Origin of the sequence: Streptomyces sp. NBC_00654, assembly GCF_026341775.1 — a bacterium.
Lineage (GTDB): Bacteria > Actinomycetota > Actinomycetes > Streptomycetales > Streptomycetaceae > Streptomyces.
In genome coordinates this window covers 2,276,558-2,298,826 of sequence record NZ_JAPEOB010000002.1, presented here as the reverse complement: position 1 = coordinate 2,298,826, position 22,269 = coordinate 2,276,558, and the positions used below count along the sequence as shown (strand labels likewise).

21 protein-coding genes, 1 other RNA gene and 1 pseudogene are annotated in these 22,269 nt (G+C 72.8%); 14 read left to right on the top strand and 9 right to left on the bottom strand.

Annotated features, from left to right (window positions below; translation table 11 throughout):
- Positions 1 to 167: 167 nt before the first annotated feature.
- The 4 genes from OHA98_RS30455 to OHA98_RS30440 all read left to right on the top strand — a co-directional run bounded on the left by OHA98_RS30455 (position 168) and on the right by OHA98_RS30440 (position 4,227).
- Positions 168 to 1,211, top strand: coding sequence for an ABC transporter substrate-binding protein (locus OHA98_RS30455; protein ID WP_266930223.1), 1,044 nt, complete (start codon positions 168 to 170; stop codon positions 1,209 to 1,211).
- Between the two features lie 105 nt (positions 1,212 to 1,316).
- Entirely contained in the window at positions 1,317 to 2,153 is an 837-nt protein-coding gene (locus OHA98_RS30450; RefSeq protein ID WP_266930221.1) for a Nif3-like dinuclear metal center hexameric protein, read from the top strand.
- Positions 2,150 to 2,893 (top strand): zinc ribbon domain-containing protein, encoded by a 744-nt coding sequence (locus OHA98_RS30445; protein ID WP_266930985.1) that lies wholly within the window; start codon positions 2,150 to 2,152, stop codon positions 2,891 to 2,893. Before OHA98_RS30450 ends, OHA98_RS30445 begins: the two co-directional genes overlap by 4 nt.
- Entirely contained in the window at positions 2,893 to 4,227 is a 1,335-nt protein-coding gene (locus OHA98_RS30440; protein WP_266930219.1) for a bifunctional RNase H/acid phosphatase, read from the top strand. Before OHA98_RS30445 ends, OHA98_RS30440 begins: the two co-directional genes overlap by 1 nt.
- A 22-nt stretch (positions 4,228 to 4,249) precedes the next feature.
- Here OHA98_RS30440 and eda read toward each other — a convergent pair whose 3' ends face one another.
- A complete protein-coding gene (gene eda / locus OHA98_RS30435) occupies positions 4,250 to 4,906 on the bottom strand; it encodes a bifunctional 4-hydroxy-2-oxoglutarate aldolase/2-dehydro-3-deoxy-phosphogluconate aldolase (protein ID WP_266930217.1) in 657 nt (218 codons plus the stop codon).
- Between the two features lie 76 nt (positions 4,907 to 4,982).
- Entirely contained in the window at positions 4,983 to 5,783 is an 801-nt protein-coding gene (yaaA, locus tag OHA98_RS30430; RefSeq protein WP_266930215.1) for a peroxide stress protein YaaA, read from the bottom strand.
- 256 nt (positions 5,784 to 6,039) lie between these two features.
- On the opposite strand from yaaA, the gene OHA98_RS30425 reads away from it, so the two are divergent.
- The 5 genes and pseudogenes from OHA98_RS30425 to OHA98_RS30405 form a co-directional block, all read left to right on the top strand.
- Positions 6,040 to 7,482 carry an RNB domain-containing ribonuclease gene (locus OHA98_RS30425; RefSeq protein ID WP_266930213.1) on the top strand — a complete coding sequence of 481 codons (1,443 nt, stop codon included), beginning with the start codon at positions 6,040 to 6,042 and terminating at the stop codon, positions 7,480 to 7,482.
- 298 nt (positions 7,483 to 7,780) lie between these two features.
- Positions 7,781 to 8,233, top strand: a complete 453-nt coding sequence (locus OHA98_RS30420; protein WP_266930211.1) for a DUF4260 family protein — start codon at positions 7,781 to 7,783, stop codon at positions 8,231 to 8,233.
- On the top strand, positions 8,226 to 8,756 hold the full coding sequence (locus OHA98_RS30415) for a TetR/AcrR family transcriptional regulator (protein WP_266930209.1): 531 nt from the start codon (positions 8,226 to 8,228) through the stop codon (positions 8,754 to 8,756). Before OHA98_RS30420 ends, OHA98_RS30415 begins: the two co-directional genes overlap by 8 nt.
- Before the next feature lie 66 nt (positions 8,757 to 8,822).
- An RNA gene (gene rnpB, locus OHA98_RS30410) (RNase P RNA component class A) lies at positions 8,823 to 9,224 on the top strand.
- Between the two features lie 98 nt (positions 9,225 to 9,322).
- Positions 9,323 to 9,430, top strand: a pseudogene (locus OHA98_RS30405) (DNA mismatch repair protein MutT); the annotation flags it as partial.
- 44 nt (positions 9,431 to 9,474) lie between these two features.
- Here OHA98_RS30405 and OHA98_RS30400 read toward each other — a convergent pair.
- Positions 9,475 to 10,434, bottom strand: a complete 960-nt coding sequence (locus OHA98_RS30400; protein WP_266930207.1) for a LysR family transcriptional regulator — start codon at positions 10,432 to 10,434, stop codon at positions 9,475 to 9,477.
- Positions 10,435 to 10,557: 123 nt separating this feature from the next.
- Between OHA98_RS30400 and OHA98_RS30395 the strand changes: the two genes are divergently transcribed.
- Entirely contained in the window at positions 10,558 to 11,835 is a 1,278-nt protein-coding gene (locus OHA98_RS30395; RefSeq protein ID WP_266930205.1) for an MFS transporter, read from the top strand.
- 59 nt (positions 11,836 to 11,894) lie between these two features.
- Positions 11,895 to 12,392, top strand: coding sequence for a GNAT family N-acetyltransferase (locus OHA98_RS30390; protein ID WP_266930203.1), 498 nt, complete (start codon positions 11,895 to 11,897; stop codon positions 12,390 to 12,392).
- Between the two features lie 13 nt (positions 12,393 to 12,405).
- Here the strand turns inward: OHA98_RS30390 and OHA98_RS30385 are convergent, their stop codons facing one another.
- Together OHA98_RS30385 and OHA98_RS30380 are read right to left on the bottom strand one after the other, a co-directional pair.
- Positions 12,406 to 13,308 carry a glycosyltransferase family 2 protein gene (locus OHA98_RS30385; protein WP_266930201.1) on the bottom strand — a complete coding sequence of 301 codons (903 nt, stop codon included), beginning with the start codon at positions 13,306 to 13,308 and terminating at the stop codon, positions 12,406 to 12,408.
- Positions 13,309 to 13,437: 129 nt separating this feature from the next.
- Complete coding sequence (locus OHA98_RS30380; RefSeq protein WP_266930199.1) at positions 13,438 to 14,940, bottom strand: MFS transporter; 1,503 nt, start codon at positions 14,938 to 14,940, stop codon at positions 13,438 to 13,440.
- A 103-nt stretch (positions 14,941 to 15,043) separates the two neighbouring features.
- Between OHA98_RS30380 and OHA98_RS30375 the strand changes: the two genes are divergently transcribed.
- Together OHA98_RS30375 and OHA98_RS30370 are read left to right on the top strand one after the other, a co-directional pair.
- The gene (locus OHA98_RS30375; RefSeq protein ID WP_266930197.1) at positions 15,044 to 15,670 is read left to right on the top strand and encodes a TetR/AcrR family transcriptional regulator; all 627 of its coding nucleotides are present in this window, start codon (positions 15,044 to 15,046) and stop codon (positions 15,668 to 15,670) included.
- A gap of 58 nt (positions 15,671 to 15,728) precedes the next feature.
- Positions 15,729 to 16,829 (top strand): hypothetical protein, encoded by a 1,101-nt coding sequence (locus OHA98_RS30370; RefSeq protein ID WP_266930195.1) that lies wholly within the window; start codon positions 15,729 to 15,731, stop codon positions 16,827 to 16,829.
- A gap of 3 nt (positions 16,830 to 16,832) precedes the next feature.
- On the opposite strand, the gene OHA98_RS30365 is transcribed toward OHA98_RS30370, so the two are convergent.
- From OHA98_RS30365 to OHA98_RS30355, 3 genes are all read right to left on the bottom strand, one after another.
- Positions 16,833 to 17,798 (bottom strand): PhzF family phenazine biosynthesis protein, encoded by a 966-nt coding sequence (locus OHA98_RS30365; protein WP_266930194.1) that lies wholly within the window; start codon positions 17,796 to 17,798, stop codon positions 16,833 to 16,835.
- A gap of 108 nt (positions 17,799 to 17,906) precedes the next feature.
- Positions 17,907 to 18,374: a lamin tail domain-containing protein gene (locus OHA98_RS30360; RefSeq protein WP_266930193.1), complete on the bottom strand. Its 468-nt coding sequence runs from the start codon at positions 18,372 to 18,374 to the stop codon at positions 17,907 to 17,909.
- Between the two features lie 165 nt (positions 18,375 to 18,539).
- A complete protein-coding gene (locus OHA98_RS30355; RefSeq protein WP_266930192.1) occupies positions 18,540 to 19,295 on the bottom strand; it encodes an SDR family oxidoreductase in 756 nt (251 codons plus the stop codon).
- Positions 19,296 to 19,483: 188 nt separating this feature from the next.
- On the opposite strand from OHA98_RS30355, the gene OHA98_RS30350 reads away from it, so the two are divergent.
- Positions 19,484 to 21,151, top strand: a complete 1,668-nt coding sequence (locus OHA98_RS30350; RefSeq protein WP_266930190.1) for an alkaline phosphatase — start codon at positions 19,484 to 19,486, stop codon at positions 21,149 to 21,151.
- A gap of 68 nt (positions 21,152 to 21,219) precedes the next feature.
- On the opposite strand, the gene OHA98_RS30345 is transcribed toward OHA98_RS30350, so the two are convergent.
- Positions 21,220 to 22,221 (bottom strand): Gfo/Idh/MocA family protein, encoded by a 1,002-nt coding sequence (locus tag OHA98_RS30345; RefSeq protein ID WP_266930188.1) that lies wholly within the window; start codon positions 22,219 to 22,221, stop codon positions 21,220 to 21,222.
- Positions 22,222 to 22,269 lie beyond the last annotated feature (48 nt).

Here is a 22,269-nt window from a genome sequence, read left to right as displayed (position 1 = left end):
TTTTCGCACTTCCTGCCGAACAACGCCACACCCTGCACTTCACACATAAGGGTGGTGATGCCCCGATTCGCCTGAGGGGGAGGGGGTGACTGTGCTGCCCGAGCCGGCCGTGGCTAAGGTTAGGCAGCCCTAAGCAATGCCTGCGCGACCCACAACTGGAGCAAGAGATGTCCCTTCGACGCCGCGGCACCGCCGCAGTCGGCCTGGCGGTGGCCGCCGCCCTCACCCTCTCGTCCTGCGGGAGCGACGGCGGGAAGACCGGCGACGCGGCCAAGGCCGACGCCGGCGGAGACAAGAAGGCGGCCGTCGCCACGGGCGGCAAGGACTTCGGCGACGCGGCGAAGAAGACGGCGGCGTACGGCACGGACGCCAAGCCCGGCGAGTTCCCCCGTACCCTCACCCACGCCATGGGCAAGACCGAACTGAAGGCCGCCCCCAAGCGCGTCGTCGTCCTGGACGTCGGCGAGTTCGACAACGTGGTCTCGCTGGGTGTGAAGCCGGTCGGCTACGCCCCCGCCGAGGGCGACGTGGCCATCCCCTCGTACCTGGAGAAGGACGCGGGCAGCCCGAAGAGCGTCGGCACCATCAACAACCTCAACCTCGAGGCGATAGCGGGGCTCAAGCCGGACCTGATCCTCGGCAGCCAGCTGCGGGCCGCCGACAAGTACGACGAGCTGTCCAAGATCGCGCCGACCGTGTTCTCCATCCGTCCGGGCTTCACCTGGAAGGAGAACTACCTCCTGAACGCCGAGGCGCTGGACCGGACCGCCAAGGCGGAGACCGAGCTGGCCGCGTACGAGGCGAAGGCCAAGAAGCTCGGCACGGACATCGGCCCGAACAAGCCGACGATCTCCATGGTCCGCTACCTGCCGGACAAGATCCGCCTGTACGCCAGGGCGTCCTTCATCGGCACGATCCTTGAGGACGCCGGCCTGCCGCGCCCCAAGAACCAGCAGATCGACGACCTCGCCGCGGAGATCAGCCCCGAGAAGATCGACGAGGCGGACGCCGACTGGATCTTCACCGGTGTGTACGGGGACGTGAAGGCCACCAAGCGCGACACCGCCCAGGCCAACCCGCTCTGGAAGAACCTGGAGGCGGTCAAGGCCGGACAGGCCAAGGACGTCTCCGACGAGACCTGGTACCTCGGCCTCGGCGTCACCGCGGCGGACCTCGTCCTGGACGACCTGCGCGCCGACCTCGTGAAGTAGCGGGCCGGGCCCGCGACGTAACGATTCATGTCCGGCCGCCGGTCCTGGCGCACAGGTCCGGCGGCCATGGCCGCCGGGGCACGGGGGACAGGTAGCCTTTCCCCCGTGCCCCGTCTGTCTGAAGTCATCGCCGAGCTCGACGCCCTCTGGCCCCCCGGGCGGGCCGAGGGATGGGACGCGGTCGGCACGGTGTGCGGCGAGCCCGGAGCGGAGGTCGACCGGGTGCTGTTCGCCGTCGACCCGGTCCAGGAGATCGCCGACGAGGCCATCGCCCTCGGCGCCCAGCTGATCGTCACCCACCACCCGCTCTATCTGCGGGGTACGACGACGGTCGCCGCCGACACCTTCAAGGGCCGGGTCGTGCACACCCTCATCAGGCACGGCGTCGCGCTGCACGTCGCGCACACCAACGCCGACACCGCGGACCCGGGCGTCTCGGACGCCCTCGCCGGAGCCCTGGACCTGCGCGTCACGGGCCCCCTCGTACCGGACCCGGCCGATCCCCGGGGCCGTCGCGGTCTCGGCCGGATCTGTGAACTCGACCACCCCGAAACCCTCGGCGCCTTCGCCGCCCGCGCCGCCGCCCGGCTGCCCGCCACCGCGCAGGGCATCCGGCTGGCCGGCGACCCGGAGGCGCTCGTGCGTACCGTCGCCGTCAGCGGCGGCTCCGGCGACAGCCTCTTCGACGCGGTCCGCGCCGCGGGCGTCGATGCCTACCTGACCGCCGACCTGCGCCACCACCCGGCCTCCGAGGCCGTTCAGCACTCGCCGCTCGGCCTGGTCGACGCCGCGCACTGGGCCACCGAGTGGCCCTGGTGCGAGCAGGCCGCCGCGCAGCTCGACGCGATTTCCGACCGCCACGGATGGGACCTGCGGGTCCATGTCTCGAAGCAGGTCACCGACCCCTGGACCACCCACCATTCCTCTGGAGCCCCCAACTGAACGCCGCGCCCGCCGACCAGATCCGACTCCTCGACGTCCAGGCCCTCGACGTACGTCTCTCCCAGCTCGCCCACAAGCGCCGGTCGCTGCCCGAGCACGCCGAGATCGAGTCGCTCAGCAGCGACCTCGCCCAGCTGCGTGACCTGCTGGTCGCCTCCCAGACCGAGGAGAGCGACACCACCCGCGAGCAGACCAAGGCGGAGCAGGACGTGGACCAGGTGCGCCAGCGCGCCGTCCGCGACCAGCAGCGGCTGGACTCCGGCGCGGTGTCCTCCCCCAAGGACCTGGAGAGCCTCCAGCGGGAGATCACCTCGCTGGCCAAGCGCCAGGGCGACCTGGAGGACGTCGTCCTCGAAATCATGGAGCGCCGCGAGTCCGCGCAGGAGCGGGTCACCGAGCTGACCGAGCGGGTCTCGGCCGTCCAGGCCAAGGCCGACGACGCGACCGCCCGCCGGGACGCCGCGACGAAGGAGCTGGACGACGAGGCGGCCGGTATCGCCAAGGACCGCGAGGTCGTCGCCGAGATCATCCCCGCGGACCTGCTGAAGCTCTACGACAAGCTCCGCGCCCAGCAGGGCGGGGTCGGCGCCGCCCGGCTCTACCAGCGCCGCTGCGAGGGCTGCCGGCTGGAGCTGAACATCACCGAGGTCAACGATGTGAAGGCCGCGTCGCCCGACACGGTGCTGCGCTGCGAGAACTGCCACCGCATCCTGGTGCGCACCTCGGAGTCGGGCCTGTAATGCCGCCTGTCCGCCGGCTTGTCGTCGAGGCCGACGGCGGTTCCCGGGGCAACCCGGGGCCCGCCGGATACGGTGCCGTCGTCATCGACCCGGCCACCGGCGAGACGCTCGCCGAGGCCGCCGAGTACATCGGTGTCGCGACGAACAACGTCGCCGAGTACCGGGGCCTGATCGCCGGTCTGGAAGCCGCGAAGGCGCTGTTCCCGGACGCGTCGGACGGTTCCGTCCAGGTGTGTGTGCGGATGGACTCCAAGCTGGTGGTCGAGCAGATGTCGGGGCGCTGGAAGATCAAGCACCCCGACATGAAGCCGCTCGCGGCACGGGCGGCCGCCGTCCTCCCGCCCACCCTCGTCACGTACGAGTGGATCCCCCGGGCGCAGAACAAGCACGCGGACCGGCTGGCCAACGAGGCGATGGACGCGGGCAGGCGGGGCGAGCAGTGGGAGCCGTCGTCCTCGACGGCGGACCTCGACACGCCCCGCGGCGGGCTTCCCCCGGTCCAGGGGCCGCCCGGTGACGCGGCGGCGGGCGCGGCGAAGGCCCGCGCGGCCCTGGCCGGTGCCCGTGCCGCGGGCACGGCACACCCGCAGGCCCCGGCACACCCGCAGGCTCCGGCGGCCACACAGGCCCCGGCCGCCCCCACGGGCACCCGGGCCGCCCCGGCTTCCGCGCCCGCCCCGCAGGTGGGCTGGGGTGCCGCCCCGGATCTGGGCGCGCCCGCCACCTTCGTCCTGCTCCGGCACGGCGAGACGGCCCTCACCCCCGAGAAGCGGTTCTCCGGCAGTGGCGGCGCCGACCCCGAACTCTCGGAGACGGGCCGCGACCAGGCGGCCCGCGCCGCCGGGCACTTCGCCGCGCGGGGCTCGGTCCAGGCGATCGTCAGCTCGCCCCTGCGCCGCTGCCGTGAGACCGCCGCGGCCGTCGCCGCCCGCCTCGGCCTGGACGTCACCGTCGAGGACGGCCTGCGCGAGACGGACTTCGGAGCCTGGGAGGGACTGACCTTCGCCGAGGTGCGGGAGCGCCACGGCGAGGACCTGACCACCTGGCTGGCCTCCCCCGACGCGGCCCCGACCGGCGGTGGCGAGAGCTTCGCCGAGGTCGCCGAGCGCGTCTCGGCCGCCCGCGACCGCCTGGTCTCCCGCTACGCGGGCCGCACGGTGCTCCTGGTCACCCATGTCACCCCGATCAAGACCCTGGTCAGGCTCGCCCTGGAGGCCCCGCCGCAGTCCATGTTCCGTATGGAGCTCTCGGCGGCCTCCATCTCGACGGTGGCCTACTACGCGGACGGCAACGCGTCCGTGCGCGTGCTCAACGACACCTCGCACCTGCGCTGAGGGCCGGGGGCCGCTCCGGCCCTCAGGCGCGCAGCGCCGCCGCCTCGGCGGCCAGACGCTCGACGCGTGCCCAGTCCTTCGCCGCCACCGCGTCCCCCGGAACCATCCAGCTGCCGCCGACACAGCCGACGTTCGGCAGGGCCAGGTAGGTGGGGGCGGAGGCGAGGGAGATGCCGCCGGTCGGGCAGAAACGGGCCTGGGGGAGCGGTGCGGACAGGGCCTTGAGATAGGCCGTGCCGCCCGCCGCCTCCGCCGGGAAGAACTTCATCTCCGTGACCCCGCGCTCCAGCAGCGCCACCACCTCGGAGGTGGTGGAGACACCGGGCAGGAAGGGCAGGCCCGAGGCCTTCATCGCGTCCAGGAGCGTGTCCGTCCAGCCGGGGCTGACCAGGAAGCGCGCTCCGGCGGCGACCGTGTCGGTCACGTTCCGCGCGGAGATCACCGTGCCCGCGCCCACGACGGCGCCCGGGACCTCGGCGGCGATGGCCGCGATCGCGTCGAGGGCGGCGGCCGTGCGCAGCGTCACCTCGATGGCCGGGAGGCCACCGGCGACCAGGGCCCGTGCCAGCGGCACCGCGTCGGCGGCGTCGTCGAGGACGACGACGGGGACGACGGGTGCGAGGTCCAGCACGGAGGCGGACGGGGCGGCGGGCGCGGCGGAGGGCGCGGAGGAGGTCATGGGGTCATCCTGCCGCGCACACAGCGTCCCATGCAACGAGCGTTGCGCATGATGCAACGCGACCGTCCGGCGGCGGTCAGTGAATCTCCGTCACCACCACGTCGAGCGCCCAGGCCTGACCGGCCCGCGCGGGGGCCGCCGCCTCGACGGTGTACCCGAGATCCCGCAGTGTCTCCACCAACTGGGCCGGCCTTCCCGGCCGTGCGCCCGCCACGAGCAGGTCGCGCACGATGCGGCCCTTGGTCGCCTTGTTGAAGTGGCTCACCACGGACCGCTTCTCGACCCCGTCGACCAGCTGGGAGTGGAGCACCCGCACGCTCGCCGTGCGCGCCGCGATCTCCCCCTTCGGCTTCCACGCCGCCGTGTACGCGGACGACCGCAGATCCAGGACGAGCCCGTCCCCGGCCACCTCCGGCATCACCGCGTCCATCCGGGTCCGCCAGAACGGCCCGAGGGCGCCGAGACCCGGCAGGCTCACCCCCATCGAGCAGCGGTACGACGGGATACGGTCGCCCACCCGCACCGCGCCCCACAGTCCGGAGAACACCAGCAGCGACTTCCCGGCCCGCCGCCGGGCCGCCGTGTCCAGCGAGGCCAGATCCAGCGCGTCGTACAGCACGCCCGTGTAGACCTGCCCGGCCGGACGGGTCCCGGCCGTCCGCAGCTCCGCGTTCTTCGCGATCTCGCCCCGCAGCCCCTCGCTCAGCCCGAGCACCTCACGGGCCTTGTCCTCGTCGGCCAGGCACAGTTCGACCAGCGCGTCGAGGACCGCCGCCCGCGCCCCGGCCAGCCCGGACAGGGACAGGGACTCCGGCTTCAGGGGTGCTCCGCGCCCCGAGGTGGCCTTTCCTTCGGAGGGCGGCAACAGCACGAGCACGGGCGGTTCTCCTTCGTACGCAAGCAGAGGGACCCGGCCTGCGCACAGGGCCCTCGGCAAGGGTACGGGGGCGCGCGGCGCCCCTCGGAACACCGGTACGCGCGGCGAAGGGCGCGCCGCTCACGGGCTGCCGGTCGCCGGTCGCCGCTCACGGGCCGCCGGTCGCCGGTCCCGCCCGGGGCGCCCGGGAGCCGGCCGCCCTGCCCGTCCCGGGCCCGGGATGCCGGTTGCCGCACCCGGCCCTACGCTCGGTTCCATGCCCCGCCGCCATCTCCACCTGACCGGAGCGGCAGACACCGTGCTGGGGACCGCCCTGCGCGACCTGCGTACCGAACTCGGCCTCCCCGAGGGCTTCCCCGCCGATGTGCTCGCCGAAGCGGCGGAGGCGGCGAAGCATCCGGATCTCTCGGCGCACGAGGACGCGACGGACCTGCCGTTCCTCACCATCGACCCGCCCGCCTCCACCGACCTCGACCAGGCGATGTATCTGGAACGCCGCCCCCGCGGCTACCGGGTGCACTACGCCGTCGCGGACGTCGCCCCCTTCGTCCGGCCGGGAGGCGCGCTCGACGCCGAGGCCCACCGCCGGGTGACCACGCTCTACTTCCCCGACGGCAGGATCCCGCTCCACCCCGAGCCGCTGTCGGAAGGCGCCGCGAGCCTGCTCCCCGGGGAGACCCGCCCCGCGGCGCTCTGGCGCATCGACCTCGACGCGGAGGGCCGCGCCGTCACCGCGGATGTGCGCCGGGCCCTCGTACGCAGCCGCGCCGGACTCGACTACGCGGGCGTCCAGCGGCAGATCGACCGGGGCACGGCCGAGGAACCCCTCGCCCTGCTCAAGGAGATCGGCCGGCTCCGCGAGGAGCAGGAGATCGCCCGCGGCGGCATCTCGCTCAACGTGCCCGAGCAGGAGATCGTCGAACACGACGGCAGCTACGGCCTCGCATACCGTGTCCCGCTGCCCGCCGACGGCTGGAACGCCCAGATCTCCCTGCTCACCGGCATGGCCGCCGCCCGCCTCATGACCGAGGCGGGCACCGGCATCCTCCGTACGCTGCCGGTCGCCCCGGACGGCGCCGTCGCCCGGCTGCGACGCTCCGCCCGCGCTCTGCGCATCGACTGGCCGCACCATGTCCCGTACGCCGAGGTCGTCCGCTCCCTCGACCCCGGGAAGAGCGATCACGCGGCCTTTCTCCAGGAGTGCACCACGCTGCTGCGGGGCGCCGGATACACGGTCTTCGAGCACGGCGAACTGCCCACACCCGCCGTCCACGCCGCCGTCGCCGAGCTCTACACCCACTGCACCGCGCCGCTGCGCCGTCTCGTCGACCGGTACGCGGCCGAGCTCTGCCTGGCGGCGGTCGCGGGGAACGAGCCGCCGGACTGGGTACGGGAGGCCCTCGCCGCCCTGCCGAAGGAGATGGCGGAGGGAACGCGCCGCGCCAACACGGTCGAGCGCGGCTGCGTCGACCTGGTCGAGGCGGCGCTCCTCAAGGACCGGATCGGCCAGGTCTTCGAGGCGTACGTCGTCGATGTGAAGGACCGGGAACCGGCCGTCGGCACCGTCCACCTCGCGGACCCGGCGGTCGTCGCCCGGATCGAGGGCGGCACCGCGCGGCTCCCGCTGGGGGAGCGGCTGAACGTCCGGCTCATCCGGGCGGACCCGGGTTCGGCGAAGGTGCTGTTCGCCCCCGCGTGAGCGCGGTGATCAGGGCAGCGGGAACGGCTGCGCGGCAGTGGTGCGCACGGGGGGCGATCCGGGGATTGTCCCCGCCGGCCGCCGCCTCGGCCCGTCGCATGGGCTCGGGCAGCAGGCCGATGTGGTGGTGCCGGACGGTCCGGGAGGTGACTCCGACGAGCTCGGGCGGTCTCTCCGATGCGCGTGGAGTCAGTGGAAACCCTCCCGTCGGGGCAGGGCCAAGCATCCGGGTTGACGCGGCTAACGGCGTTAGCCCATAGTGGGGCTAACGCTGTTAGCTCCACTTGGGAGGTCCGTCATGAGTGCCACCACAACCGCCACCGCCGCTGCTGTCGGCACCGGCACCGCTGCCACCACCGGTACGGCCGGCCGCCTGGCCCTCGCGCGCCGTGCCGCCTGGCTCGTGGGCGCCCTCTTCTGGTCCGTCCTCGCCGTCATGGAGGGCGTCAACCACGGCTGGACCGCCGGACTCCTCGCACTGGCCTTCTTCATCGCGCCCGATCTGACGATGCTCGTCGGCGTCGGCGAGGCCCGCGGCAACGCCCGGGGGCAGCTCCAGCCCCGCGCCGTGCCGTACTACAACACCGCCCACCGGGCCCTGATCCCGCTCGTCCTGCTGGCGGCGTACGCGGTCGTGCCCCTGACCTGGGCCCCGGCCATGGCGGCCCTGTGCGGCTGGATCGCGCACATCTCGTACGATCGCGCCTTCGGCTACGGACTCCGCACCAAGGAAGGCTTCCAGCGTGACTGACCCCGCCACCGGCCCCGCGATCGGCCGGCCCCGGCAGATCATCGCCGCCGCCCGCGCCCTTCTGGAGGACGAGGGCCCCGAGGCCCTCACCATGCGGCGGCTGGCCGACCGGGTGGGCATCAAGGCCCCCTCCCTGTACAAGCACTTCCCCGACAAGTCATGTGTGGTGACCGCGCTGGCCGAGGAGATGCTCCGGGAGAGCGGCGAAGCCCTGGAAGCCGCGGAGCGGGCCGCCCCCGGCTCCTTCCCGGCGCTGGCCACCGCGTACCGCGCCTACGCCCTGGCCCACCCCCACCTCTACCTCCTCACCACCGGCCGCCCCCTGGACCGCGCGGCCCTCACCCCGGGGGTGGAGGCCGCCGCGGCGGCCCCGATCCTGCGCGTCGTCGGCGGCGACGAGCACCGGGCCCGCGCGGCCTGGGCCTTCGCGCACGGAATGGTCGTCCTGGAACTCAACGGCCGCTTCCCGCCGGGCGCCGACCTCACGGCCGCCTGGGACACCGGAGCCGAAGCCTTCACCTGAGCGGCGCGCTCCCGCACCGCCGTCCGAGCCGCCCGCCGGGCCCGGTAGCATGGTCGGCACGGCAGACGAGCCGGGCGGACGGCCGCGTGGGGATCCTCGGATCTCCCCGAGGAACGTCCGGGCTCCACAGGGCAGGGTGGTGGCCAACGGCCACCCGGGGTGACCCGCGGGACAGTGCCACAGAAAACAGACCGCCCGGGACCTCGGTCCCGGGTAAGGGTGAAACGGTGGTGTAAGAGACCACCAGCGCCTGAGGTGACTCAGGCGGCTAGGTAAACCCCACCCGGAGCAAGGTCAAGAGGGGCCGTCGCAGGACGGCCCTGCGCGAACGTCCGAGGGCTGCTCGCCCGAGTTCGCGGGTAGACCGCACGAGGCCGGCAGCAATGTCGGTCCTAGATGGATGGCCGTCTCCCCGGCCGCCGCGAGGCGACCGGGTGACAGAACCCGGCGTACAGCCCGACTCGTCTGCCCCTAGGGCTTCTGACCAGCGAATACGCGGGTCGGGGGCCCTTCTTGCGGTGGACCGGGCCCTGATCGCACCGGGCGACCGGCGGGCAGACCCACCGGTCTCCGACGAGAGCACCGAACTCCGGTTCGTGGACCCCGGCGAGCCGGCCGCGCTGCCCATGCACCACACCCAGCGGCACCGGCTGACGCGCTTCCTGGAGGACCGGCCGACTTCCTGCCCGGGGGATCCCCGGCGCCTCGCCGGACCCGGTCAGGTTTCGGTGCGTCCGTCGGCACGGTGTGGTGCCGTTGCCCAGGACGGGCGCCAGGCTGCGCCGGGGAGCGGTGCCAGGTTCGCGAAGTGGCTGATGATCGCCCGGAGTCCGGGGTGCGGATTGGCTCGGGGGAAGAGGAGCGAGATCGGGTACGCGAGCGCCGGATTGACGATCGGGATGCGGCGCAGGTCGTGGTTGGCCGGCCAGAGGTAGCGGTCGCGCGAGCCCACGAGGGTTGCCACGTCCGCGGAGTCCGCGAGGATGTCGAGGAGTACCTCGTTGCCGAAGTTCGGGCCCGCGGCGTCGATGCGGAGGTCGAAGCCGGTGGCGAGCTGATCGTAGAACTCCGCCCATTCGCTTCGCGGCGCGATGCCCGGCACCCAGATCCGGTGCCCGCGCAGCTGGGCCGGGGTCAGTGTGCGCGCGGGGGCGAGCGGGTGCCGCGGGCCGACGAGGAGTTCCAGCGGGGAGTCGAAGGCGGGGATCATCCGGACGTCCTGCGGCAGAGCGGCCCGGTCGGTGACCGAGCGGAACGAGGCGTCGAGCTCGCCCGCCTGGACGGCGGCGACCGCCACGCGCGGGTCGTTGACCCTGAGGGTCACCACGTCGAGGTCGGTCTCGGGGTGCGACCGCCAGTAGTCGTGCAGAAGGACGGCCTGCGCGGACCGCAGGCCCAGTACGTCGATCCGAAGGGCCCGTGAGCCCGGCCTGATCGAGGTGATGGCGCGGTCGACGTCCGTGATGACGTTCCGGGCGTGCGGGAGGAAGGCCTGGCCGTCGAGTGTCAGCTCGACGCCCCGGGCGGTGCGGGTGAACAGCCGGACGTCGAGTTCGCGCTCAAGGGCCGCGATCCGCTTCGACACGGCCTGTTGCGTGACGCCGAGCTCGTCGGCGGCCTGTTGCAGCTGTCCGAGTTCGGCCGCGCGGACGAACGATCGGACCACCTCGGTATCCATCGGTCCAGCGTAGACGTGCCCAACCGATGGTTGTGGCTCGCCCGGGAGTGGGTTGTTTGATCCGCCGACTGCGCTGCCTGTGTGATGCGGAGGTCCAATTCCTGGTTGTCCTGGGGGAGTCGCATGCGTGTGCAGCTGGGGCGTGATTTCGGCCTGCTGTGGTCGGCCTACGCCGTCAGTACGTACGGTTCGTGGATCGCCTTCGGCGCGTTCCCGCTGATCGCGGTGCGCGTGCTCCACTCATCGGCGTTCGCCGTGTCGCTGCTGGAGGCGGCCGGACTCGCCGTCGCGGCCGTCGTCGCGTTCACGCTCGGGCCGTGGGTCGAGCACCGGGCCAAGCGGCCGGTGATGATCGTGATGGACCTGATCCGGTTCGTCGCGCTGGCGAGTGTGCCCGTCGCGTCCGCCCTGGGCCTGCTCTCGTACGGCCAGCTGCTGGTCGTCTCGGTCGTCTCCGGGACCGCGGGCATCGCGTTCACGGCCGCGTCCGGCGCGTATCTGAAGCATCTCGTCCGTGGCGATCACCTCCTTGTGGCGAACGGGAGATTCGAGGGGACGAGCTGGGCGGCGACCGCGGTGGGCCCGCCCCTCGGCGGTGCGCTCATCGGGCTGCTCGGCCCGGTCGTGACCGTCCTGGCCGACGCCCTCAGCTACCTGCTGTCCGCGCTCGGAGTGCTCCGCATCCGCGGGGACGACATCGCGGCACCCCGGGACCGGACCCCCGGGCCGCGCGGAGCCGGTCTTCTCACGGGCCTGCGGTTCATCCTCCGTGACCGCGTGCTGAGGCGCCTGTTCTTCAACTCGGTCCTGGTCGGCGGCCTGATCATGGCCACAGTCCCGCTCCTGTCCGTGCTCCTGCTGGGCCAGTACCACTTCCCGGCCTGGCAGTACGGTCTGGCCTTCGGCATCCCGGCACTCGGCGGCTTCGTGGGAGCCCGGCTCTCCGCGCGCCTCGTGGCCCGCTACGGCCGATACCGGGTCATGACCGTCTCCGGCCGGCTGAGGTCGCTCTTCCCGCTCGGCCTCGCGTTCGTCGGGCCCGGTGTCCCCGGACTTCTCACCGTGATCATCGTCGAGGGCCTGCTGATCACCTGCATGGGCGTCTTCAACCCGATCTACGCGACGGAACGCCTCCGGCGGACCCCCGCGGACCACACCGCCCGCATCCTCAGCGCCTGGAGTGCCGTCACCAAACTCCTGCACGCCGCCCTGATGGTGATCTGGGGAGTGCTCGCCACGCTCATCGGCCCGCTCGCCGCGATCACCGTGTCCGGCGTCCTCCTGCTCGCCACCCCGCTCCTGCTGCCCGCGCGGAGGCACCTTTCCGCCCCCGGGGCCACAGACCTCCGAGCAGGTATTTCCCTGCCGCGGAAGCCCTTTTCGTGTTCTCCTGACCCCTGATCACCGTCCCGCACCCGCACGGGTGGGCGGGACGTCCGGCGCGGAGACGGGGTTGGCGGATGGCACGGTACGAGTCGGGGCAGCGGGACCACAGCGGGATACGGGTACGCCGGGCGACCGCCGAGGACGCGGGGGCCATCACCCGCGTCTTTCTCGCCTCGCGCGCCGCGGCCATGCCGTATCTGCCCCGTGTCCACAGCGACGAGGACACGCTCGCCTGGATCACCCATGTCGTGCTGCCCGACAGCACGGTCTGGGTCGCCGAGAGCGGGGGCGGCGCCTCCGGTTCCGTGGAACTGCTCGGGTTCGCCGCGCTCGCGGGGGAGGAGCTGGACCACCTCTATCTGCGGCCCGACGCACTGCGCCGGGGCATCGGTACCCGGTTGCTGGCGCAGGTCAGGCAAGCCGCCCCGGAGCGGCTCAGCCTGTACGTGTTCCAGCGCAACACCGGCGCCCGCGCCTTCTACGAGCGGCACGGGTTCACCGCGGCCGGGTTCGACGACGGCGGGCGCAACGAGGAGAACGAGCCGGACGTGCTCTACCGGTGGGTGGCCTGAGCACCCCGCGCGTTCAGATGACCGGCGGCCTTCCCAGCCGTGTCATCCGCCACACCGTGGACCAGCGCATCGGGCGGCGGTCGCCGCACGGGGTGCGTACACCTTCGGCGAAGCCGCCCGCCCAGGCCCGCAGGCCCTTCACCGAGCGGGTGCGGGCCACGGTCAGCAGGGTCCAGGTGCCCAGGTAGGCGGGGACCAGGGGGAGCGGGAGGTTGCGGCGGGCGAGCCAGACGCGGTTGCGGGCGGTCATCCGGTAGTAGACCGCGTGCCGGGCCGGGGAGGTCTTGGGGTGCTGGAGCAGCAGGTCGGGCTCGTAGAGGATCTTCCAGCCCGCGTCGAGCGCCCGCCAGGACAGGTCCGTCTCCTCATGGGTGAAGAAGAACTCCGCCGGCCAGTGACCGGTCCGGGCCAGCATCTCCATGGAGAAGGCGTGGCCGCCGCCGAGGAACGCGGTGACCGGGCCGCGCCGCATCGGGTCGGCGGCGCGCAGCCGCGGGATGTGGCGGCGCTGGGTCTCGCCGTGCTCGTCGGCGATACGGAAGCCGACGATGCCCAGGCGGGGATCCGCCGCGAACAGCTCCTGGACCGTGCGGAACACGCCCTTGTCGACCAGCAGCCCGTCGTCGTCCAGCTCGATGACGACATCCACGTCGCCCAGTTCGGCGAGCCTGCGCAGGCCGACGTTGCGACCGCCGGGGCAGCCGAGATTCTCGTCCAGCTCGATCGTGGTCACCCCGCCCGTCAGGTCGGACAGGCCGGGGAAGGAGCTGAAGTCCGGGAGCTCCGTACCGTTGCCGATGATCACGAGCCGGGTGGGGCGGACGTCCTGCATGGCCACCGACGCCAGCAGCGCCTCGACCGCCTGCGGACGGTCCCCCATGGTCACGATGGATACGCCGATACGTGGTGCGGACAAGGTCGGTACTCCTGGGCTCGGCTGCGGCTCGACCGCGGCCCGGTTGCGGCCCGACCGGGCTCGGCAGCTTTCGGGCGGCGGTGCCCGCGATCGTAACGCCTCTCCGTTCGGTCCATGGACGGTGCCACGTCACCTGTGGGCCGGCCCGTGTTCAGCGGACCGCCCGCCGCGCCGGGCGAGAAGGGCTCCGGCGAGCAGTGAGCCGGCCAGGACCAGCAGGGAGTTGACCAGGATCGCGGCCGAGACCCCGGACAGCACGGCGTCCGGCCCCGTGGCCGCCCCCGTCCGGGCGGTGACGACGGCGCTCATGACCGGGATGCCCAGGGTGATGCCGACCTGCTGGGTCATCGTCGCCAGACCGGTGGCGAGCCCCTGCTCCTCGTCGGGCAGACCCGAGGTGGCGGTGACCATGAAGCCCACGATCATCAGCATGTTTCCGGCACCGCCGATGAACGTGGCCGCCAGCAGCAGCCAGATCCAGGACCCGGAGGTGCCCAGCGCCACCAGCGCGATCGTGGCCGCGGCCTGTACGGCGCCGCCGGTCACGATGGTGCGCCGGTTGCCGAACCGGCCGACCGCGCGTCCGCCGAGGGTGCCCCCGAGCACGGTGCCGATGCCGAGGACGCCGAAAGCGAGCCCGGTGGCGAGCGGCGAGTAGCCGAGGACCTCCTGGAGGTACAGGGTGAGCAGGAAGACCAGCGAGGTCTCGGTGGCGAAGGCGATCAGCCCGGCGGTGTTGCCCCAGATGACACTGCGCCGCTTCAGGATGTGTACGGGGACCAGGGGCGCGACGGCCCTTCTCTCGACGCGGACGAACGCGACGAGCAGTACGGCTCCGGCGAGCAGCGCGGCGAGCGTGGTGGGGGTGCTCCAGCCGGTCTCGCCCGCCTGGGTGAGGCCGAACACCAGAAGAAGGAGCCCGCCGGTGACGGTCATGGCGCCCGGCACGTCGAGCTTCGGCCGTCCGGCGGGACGGGCGTCGGTGATCATGGACGGGGCGAGTGCGACGACGAGTGCGGCGACCGGCACATTGACGAAGAAGGCCCAGCGCCAGGAGAGCAGGTCGGTGAGGAGACCTCCGAGGATGGCCCCGGCGGTGAATCCGGCGGACATCAGGGCGCCGTTGAGCCCGAGCGCGCGTTCGCGCAGTGGGCCCTCCCTGAACGCGGTGGTGAGCAGGGCGAGGCCGGCCGGGGTGACGGCGGCGGTGGCCAGCCCCTGCAGCACCCGCGCGGTGAGCAGGACTTCCGGCGTGGTGGCGAGGCCGCCGACCGCGGAGGAGAGGCCGAGGACGGCCATGCCGCCGATGAACAGGCGCTTGCGGCCGACGAGATCGGCCACGCGGCCGAACAGCAGGGTGAACCCGGCCGCGGCGAGTGCGAACGAGGTGGCGATCCACTGGAGGTGCGAGAGCGAGAAGCCGAGCCCTTCCCCGACGACGGGCAGGGCGACGTTCAGGATCGAGAAGTCCACGGCGACCATGAACTGGGCGCCGAGGAGAAGGGTGAGCACGAGCTTCTGGCGGCCCGTCATGCGGCTGCCCGGCGGTGGCGCGGTGGGCGGGGCGGATACGTGGGCGGGGCCGGGGGCCGATTCGGGGGCCGGGGTGAGCGAGGTACCGGACGCGGACATGGGGTGCCCTTTCCTGAGGCTGCCGCTTTAATGGTTCTACGGTTCCGTTAAGGTGGGGTCACCGTAGCAGGAGGAGGATTACTAATGGAACTGGAGGTCCGTTATGAAGGGTGAGGGCGAGGCTGCCGGCGGTGTGGAGCCGGGAACCGTGCGGCCCGGCGGCCGTACCGCCCGGGTGCGGGAGTCGGTCCTGCGGGCGGCGGGCGACGCGCTGGCCGAGCACGGCTTCGACCGGCTGGATCTGGCCGAGGTCGCCCGCCGGGCGGAGGTGGGCAAGACGACCGTCTACCGCCGTTGGGCCACGCCCGCGGGACTGGTCGCCGACCTCCTCACGGACATGGCGGAACAGTCCGTGCCGCGCACCGACACCGGCTCGCTGGACGAGGACCTGAAGGCCAACGCCCGGCTGGTGGCCCGGACGCTGACCGACTCGCGTCAGGGGGCGCTCTTCGCCTCGGTGATCGCCGCGGCCACCTGTGACGCGCGCACGGCCGACGCGCTGCACCGCTTCTACGCTGTCCGGATCCAGGAGTGGGCCGGCTGTGTGGAGGCCGCGGTCGCGCGTGGCGAACTGCCCGCGGGCACGGACCCGGGCGAGGTGATCACCGCAGTCTCGGCGCCCCTGTACTACCGGCTGCTGGCCGCCGGTGGACCCCTCGACGAGGATGCCGCCGACCGGGCGGCCGCGGCCGCCGCGGCCGCCGCGCGGGCGGGGGTGTTCGTACGGTGAGTCCGGTACGGGCCGACCGGCCTCCGGCACCGCGACAGCATGTCGATAAAGTGCCGGAATGATATTCGGGAAAGCCCGGTTCGAGAGCGCCGTCGCGGACTTCGAGGCCGCGCTCGCGGCCCAGGACGCCAAGCGGTCCGGCAAGGCCTTCGTCCGCCTCCAGGAAACCTTCGGCCAGGCGCGGGAGGCGGAGCTCCTGGACGGCGGGCCGCGGCTCGCCGCCGTGCTCGCCGAGGTGCCGCCCGGCCCGCGGGCCGTCGTCGCGGTGCTCGCGGGGGCCTGTGTCGAGCGCGGCGCGGACGCCGTGCGCTGCGCCCCGGGAGTCCTCACCGGGCTGCGTACGGCGCTGACGGAGGCCGGACGGTTCGCCGAGGCGTGGGCCGCGACCGGCGGCGGCGACTTCCCCGCCCCGGACGGCGGCGAGCCCGGCGAGGACATCGTCGAGCGGGCGGGCTTCGAGGCGGCCGTCGGCTGGTGGACACTGCCGCAGTGGGAGATGGCCGCCGCGGCGATGCTGAACCACTCCGCCGTGCGGCGGGGACCCGTCGAACGGGACGAACTGCTGCGGCTGCTCGATGTGGTGGAGCGGGCGTCCGGCCGGCGGTTCACTTCCCTCTCGTACGCGCTGCTGGTCAAGGACGACGAACCGCTGATCGTCCTCCACCGGGAGTCCGGCACCGGCTACGCCCTGCGGATCTCCGGCATCGGTGACAACTTCCAGCTGCACACCCTGCTCGCCGACGCGCTGATCGGCGGCGGGCATGTTCCCGGTCGTGCGCCGTCGGCCCAGGAGGCCGCCGTCTGCCGCGACACCCCGGGTCAGGCCGACACCATGGGCTCGTTCGACCTGATGGCCCCGGACGGCAGCAGGCTCTGGAACGAGGGGACCCCGGCCGACATCCCGGTCGTCGACGGCGTCCGGCTGCTGGTGCTCGACAGCCCGTCCTACGAGCGTTCCTGGCCCGCCGGGCGCCTCTTCCCCGGCATGCGTGGCGATGCCGTACTGGAGCGCGCCCTCGACCCGGAGGAGACGGCGCGGTGGTTCACGTACGTCTCCGAGGCCGGGGCCGGGGCCGGGGCAGGGGCAGGGGCAGGGGCAGGGACGGGGACAGGGACAGGGGCAGGGACAGGCGCTGACGCCGAGGCCGTCGCCGGCTGACGCTCAGCCGATCCGGGTGCCCGTCCCGGTGACCCTGATCCGGGCGTCGCCCTCACGCAGTTCGACGGTGAGCGTGCCGGGCCGGCCCATGTCCGTCCCCTGGTGCAGGGTCAGGACGGCGGCGTCCGGGACGAGGCCCCGGTCACGTGCGTACGCGCCGAAGGCCGCCGCCGCCGCGCCGGTCGCCGGGTCCTCGACGACTCCGCCGACGGGGAACGGGTCGCGGACGTGGAAGACGCTCCCGGACTCGCGCCACACCAGCTGAAGCGTCGTCAGATCGATCCGGTGCATCAGTGCTTCGAGCCGGGCGAAGTCGTAGTGGAGGTCCGCCAGCCGTTCGCGGCTCGCGGCGGCGACCACCAGGTGCCGGGCGCCCGCGTAGGCGATCCGGGGCGGCAGTGCGGGGTCGAGGTCGGTGGCGGGCCAGTCCAGCGCGGCCAGTGCCTCCGCCAGGTCGGCGGGGCCGATGTCCGTGACGTGCGGCTCGACGCTGGTCAGGGTGGCCCGCAGCTCGTCGCCCTCCCGGGCGACGGTGACCGGAACCTGTCCGGCGGCGGTGGTGAACACCAGGTTGCCGGGGCCGTCGCGGTCCGCGAGGGCGATGGCGGCCGCGACCGTGGCATGGCCGCAGAAGGGCACTTCGGCCTTCGGGCTGAAGTAGCGGACCGTGTAGGCCGCGTCGCCGGTCCGCTCCGTCAGGAACGCCGACTCGCTGTACCCGAGCTCCGCCGCGGCGGCCAGCATCGCCGCGCCGTCCAGGCCGGAGGCGTCCAGGACGACGCCCGCCGGATTGCCGCCGTCCGGGTCGGCGGAGAAGGCGGTGTAGCGAAGGACTTCGGGGACGGGGAGAGGGAGGGGTGCGGGGGCGGGGCTCCGGTCGTCCGGGTCCTGGGCCCGGTCCTGGCTCAGGCCCCGGTCCTGGCTGCGGCTCCGGCTCCGGCTCTCGTTCCGCTTGCGGCTGTCGCTCATGTGGCAGCTCAACCGTGCCGCCCGGTGAGACATTCCCGTCCCGAGCCGCAGGGCCGCCGCGGTCTCCACGGACCGCGGCGGCCGGAGCGAGGGCTGTCCGCCGACGGGTCAGTGGCAGGTGGTGACGCCCTTGCCCGCCTTCTTCCAGGAGCAGGAGTCCTGGAGCTTGCCGTTCGGCTTGATCAGCCGGGCCTTGTCGCCGGTGTTGTTCCAGACGTACGAGCCGCGGTTCCAGTACACGCTGCCCGAGGCGTTCTTGCCCTTGCCGGTGCGGACCTTGACGGTCTTGCCCGCGCCGACGGTGTAGCTGCCGAAGGTGTAGGTGTAACCGGTGTTGTCCTTCAGCTTGTAGCCCTTGAGCTGAAGCTTCTTCTTGCCGTTGTTGTGGATGTCCACCCACTCGGCGTTGAGGGACTTGTTCGACCGGGTGTCCTTGCCGGGGCTGTCGTACTGGATCTTGCCGAGGTGCAGCCCGCCCTGATGGGCGGCCGCCGAGGCCGGTGCCGTGGCGAGGAGCGAGCCGGCCAGAGCGGTGGCGGCGGCCAGGGCGATCGGCGCAGCGGTGCGTATGCGCATGCTGTGGTCCTTCTGTGTAGTTCCGGTGAAGGTGTAAGGGTTGGAGCATACGGCCATCACGCCCCCGCGCGGTGGCCGGATGGTCAAATCCGCAAAACCTTTCATATTACGGCGAGTTCCGGCAGGAACGGTCAACGGTGGGCGTCAGTCCCGCCCGACGTGGCGTCAGCCCCGCCCGACGTACGGCATCGTCGTCGCCAGCACCGTGGCGAACTGCACGTTCGCCTCCAACGGCAGCTCCGCCATGTGCAGTACGGTCCGGGCCACGTCCGCCGCCGCCATCACCGGCTCCACCGCCAGTTCACCGTTGGCCTGGAGGGTGCCGGTCGTCATCCGCCCGGTCATCTCCGTCGCCGCGTTGCCGATGTCGATCTGCCCGCAGGCGATCCGGTACGGACGCCCGTCCAGCGACAGTGACTTCGTCAGGCCCGTCATCGCGTGCTTGGTCGCGGTGTACGCCACCGAGTGCGGACGCGGCGTGTGTGCGGAGACCGAGCCGTTGTTGATGATCCGGCCGCCCTGCGGGTCCTGCTCCTTCATCTGCCGGTACGCCGCCTGCGCGCACAGGAACGCCCCCGTCAGATTCACGTCCACCACCGTGCGCCAGTCCTCGTACGCGAGGTCCTCGACCGGGACCGACGCGGGGCCGAACGTGCCCGCGTTGTTGAAGAGCAGGTCCAGACGGCCGAATCGCTCCCGGACGGAGGTGAACAGCGCGCCGACGTCGTCCGGGTCGGTCACATCCGTGCGTACGCTCAGCACGTCCGGCGAAGCGGCGGCCTCCGCCGTCCGTGCCAGGGCCTCCGCCCGCCTTCCCGCCAGTGCGACCGACCAGCCGGCGCCCGCGAGGGCGAGCGCGACGGCCCGTCCGATTCCCGAACCCGCACCCGTGACGACGGCAACCCTCCGCTGAGTGTTCATGGCCCGGCAGCGTACGGGAGGTGGCGGGAGTGCCGTACGGCCCGTGCCGGGCCGCCCGAACGAAAGACCTGGCCACAGGTGGCACGTGGTGCTCATCGAGCCGCCATGAGAATGTTGTGCACCCGACAACAGCAGGACGTCGCCCGGCACTCCAATGACTTCGACAACAGCCGTCAGGGGAGGGGCACATGACACTCGCACCGTTCAGCACCGCGCCCGGTCAGCAGGACCATTCGGCGGAACTCCGCACCGCCGCCCGGAGCCTCGGGGACGGGGTGGGCCGCCGTCGCTTCCTCACCGCGACCGGCGCCGCCGCCGCGCTCGCCTTCGCGGTGAACCTGCCGACCGCGGGCACCGCGAGCGCCGCGGAGCTCGACGCCCGGAAGATCACCGAGGACCCGTTCACGCTGGGCGTCGGCTCCGGCGACCCACTGCCCGACTCCGTACTGCTCTGGACGAGACTGGCACCGCGCCCCTACGAGGCCGGCGGCGGGCTGCCCGCCGCCCGCGTCCAGGTCCGCTGGGAGCTGGCCCGCGACGAGCGCTTCCGCCGCGTCGTGCGGCGCGGATCGGTCACCGCCCACCCGGAGTTCGCCCACAGCGTCCGCGCGGACATCAAGGGCCTCGACCCCGACCGCACCCTCTACTACCGCTTCCGCACCGGAAGCTGGGTCAGCCCGGTCGGCCGCACCCGCACCGCCCCCGCGCCCGGCGCCCGCACCAGCTCACTGACCCTGGCCGCGGTCTCCTGCCAGGCGTACCACGACGGCTACTTCACCGCCTACAAGCACCTCGCCGAGGAGGACGTCGACGTGGTCTTCCACCTCGGCGACTACCTCTACGAGTACGCGGTGACCGCGACCGGCGGCGCCCGCGACTACACCGACCGCAGGCTCCCCGCGCACTACAACCGCGAGACGATCACGCTGGAGGACTACCGGCTGCGGTACGCCCTCTACAAGTCCGACCCCGACCTGCGGGCCGCCCACGCCGCACACCCCTTCGTCGTCACCTGGGACGACCACGAGACCGAGAACAACTACGCGGGCGGGACCCCCGAGAACGACGTCCCCCCGGAGGAGTTCCTGCTGCGCCGGGCCGCCGCCTACCGCGCGTACTGGGAGAACCAGCCGCTGCGCACCCCGCAGCGGCCCACCGGACCCGACATGCGGCTCTACCGCCGCCTGCGGTTCGGCCGGCTCGCCCAGTTCGACATCCTCGACACCCGCCAGTACCGCAGCAACCAGGCGTACGGGGACGGCTGGAAGGTCCCCGGACCGGAGTCCGAGGACCCCTCGCGCACCATGACGGGCGCCGCCCAGGAGCGCTGGCTGATCGACGGCTGGCACGCCTCGCGTGCCACCTGGAACGTCGTGCCCCAGCAGGTCACCTTCGCGCAGCGGCGCGATGTGCCCACCGATGCCTTCAAGCTGTCCATGGACTCCTGGGACGGCTACCCGGCCTCCCGGCAGCGGCTGCTGAACGGCGCGGAGGCCGCCGGGGTCGACAACCTGATGGTGCTGACCGGTGATGTGCACGTCGGCTACGGCTTCGACCTCAAGCAGGACTTCGACGACCCGGCCTCCCGCACCATCGGTACGGAGATCGTCGCCACGTCCATCACCAGCGGCAAGGACGGCGCGGACAAGCCCGCCAACTGGAACAACCAGACGCAGGCCAACCCGCACATGAAGTTCTACAACGGGCGCCGCGGCTACGCCCGCATCACCCTCGGTACGAAGGAGGCGCGCGCCGACTTCCGTACGGTGTCGGCCGTCACCACCCCCGGCGCGCCCCTCACCACGGCCGCTTCCTTCGTCACCGAGGCCGGGAACCCGGGGCTCACGCCCGCGTAACGCCGGCTCCCGGGAGGCCCCGGCTCCCCGCCGCCCGCCCGGTGCTCAGCGGCCGGTACGGGGACGGGTCAGTCCCGCCCGTCCACCGCGTAGCGGACGCCGATGCGGTCACGTACCGCGTCGAGCGTCCGCATCACCGCGAGCGAACCGTCCAGCGGCACCAGCGGGGACTCGCTCTCGCCCGCCCGCACCGCGCGCATCACCTCGGCCGCCTCGTACTGGAGCCCGGTCAGGCCCTGCGGCCCCGGCCCCGTGGTGATCTCCTCCGGTTCCGCGCCCGCCCGATGCAGCACGAAGCGCTCCGGGTAGAAGAAGCTGTGCGGGAAGTCGATCCGCCCGGCCGTGCCGATCACGGTGGCCGCCGTCGGGTGATGCCCGACGATCGAGCAGGAGAGCAGGGCGGTGGCCCCCGAGTCCCAGCCCAGCAGCATGCCGGTGTTCAGGTCGACGCCCTCGGGCGACAGCAGCGCGTCGGCCTGCACCCGGTCCGGCTCGCCCAGCAGCAGATGCGCGAACGACACCGGATAGACCCCCAGGTCCAGCAGCGCACCGCCGCCCAGCGCCGGATCGCGCAGCCGGTGCCCGGGGCCGAAGTCGCCCGCGAACCCGAAGTCGGCCTGCACGGTACGGATCTCGCCGATGGCACCGTCCCGCACCAGCTCGGTCATCCGCCGGATGACCGGGTTGCAGTACGTCCACATGGCCTCCATCAGGAACAGCCCGCGCTCCCGGGCCAGCGCGACGAGTTCCTCGGCCTGCCGGGTGTCGAGCGTGAACGCCTTCTCGCACAGCACGTGCTTCCCGGCCTCCAGGGCGAGCCCGGCCGCCTCCCGGTGCGCCGAGTGCGGGGTGGCCACGTACACGATGTCCACGGTGTCGTCGGCGACCAGCTCCGCCCAGCTCCCGTACGCCCGCCCGATCCCGAAGCGATCGGCGAACGCCTTCGCGGAGGCGTCCGTGCGGGACGCCACCGCCACCACCTCCGCGTCCGGCATCGACTGCACGTCCGCGGTGAAACTCGCGGCTATGCCGCCCGTCGCCAGCACGCCCCAGCGCACAGTCCTGCTCATGCCCGCCCCCACAGAAAAGGTATCGACCACTCCGGCTGAGCTGAGAGC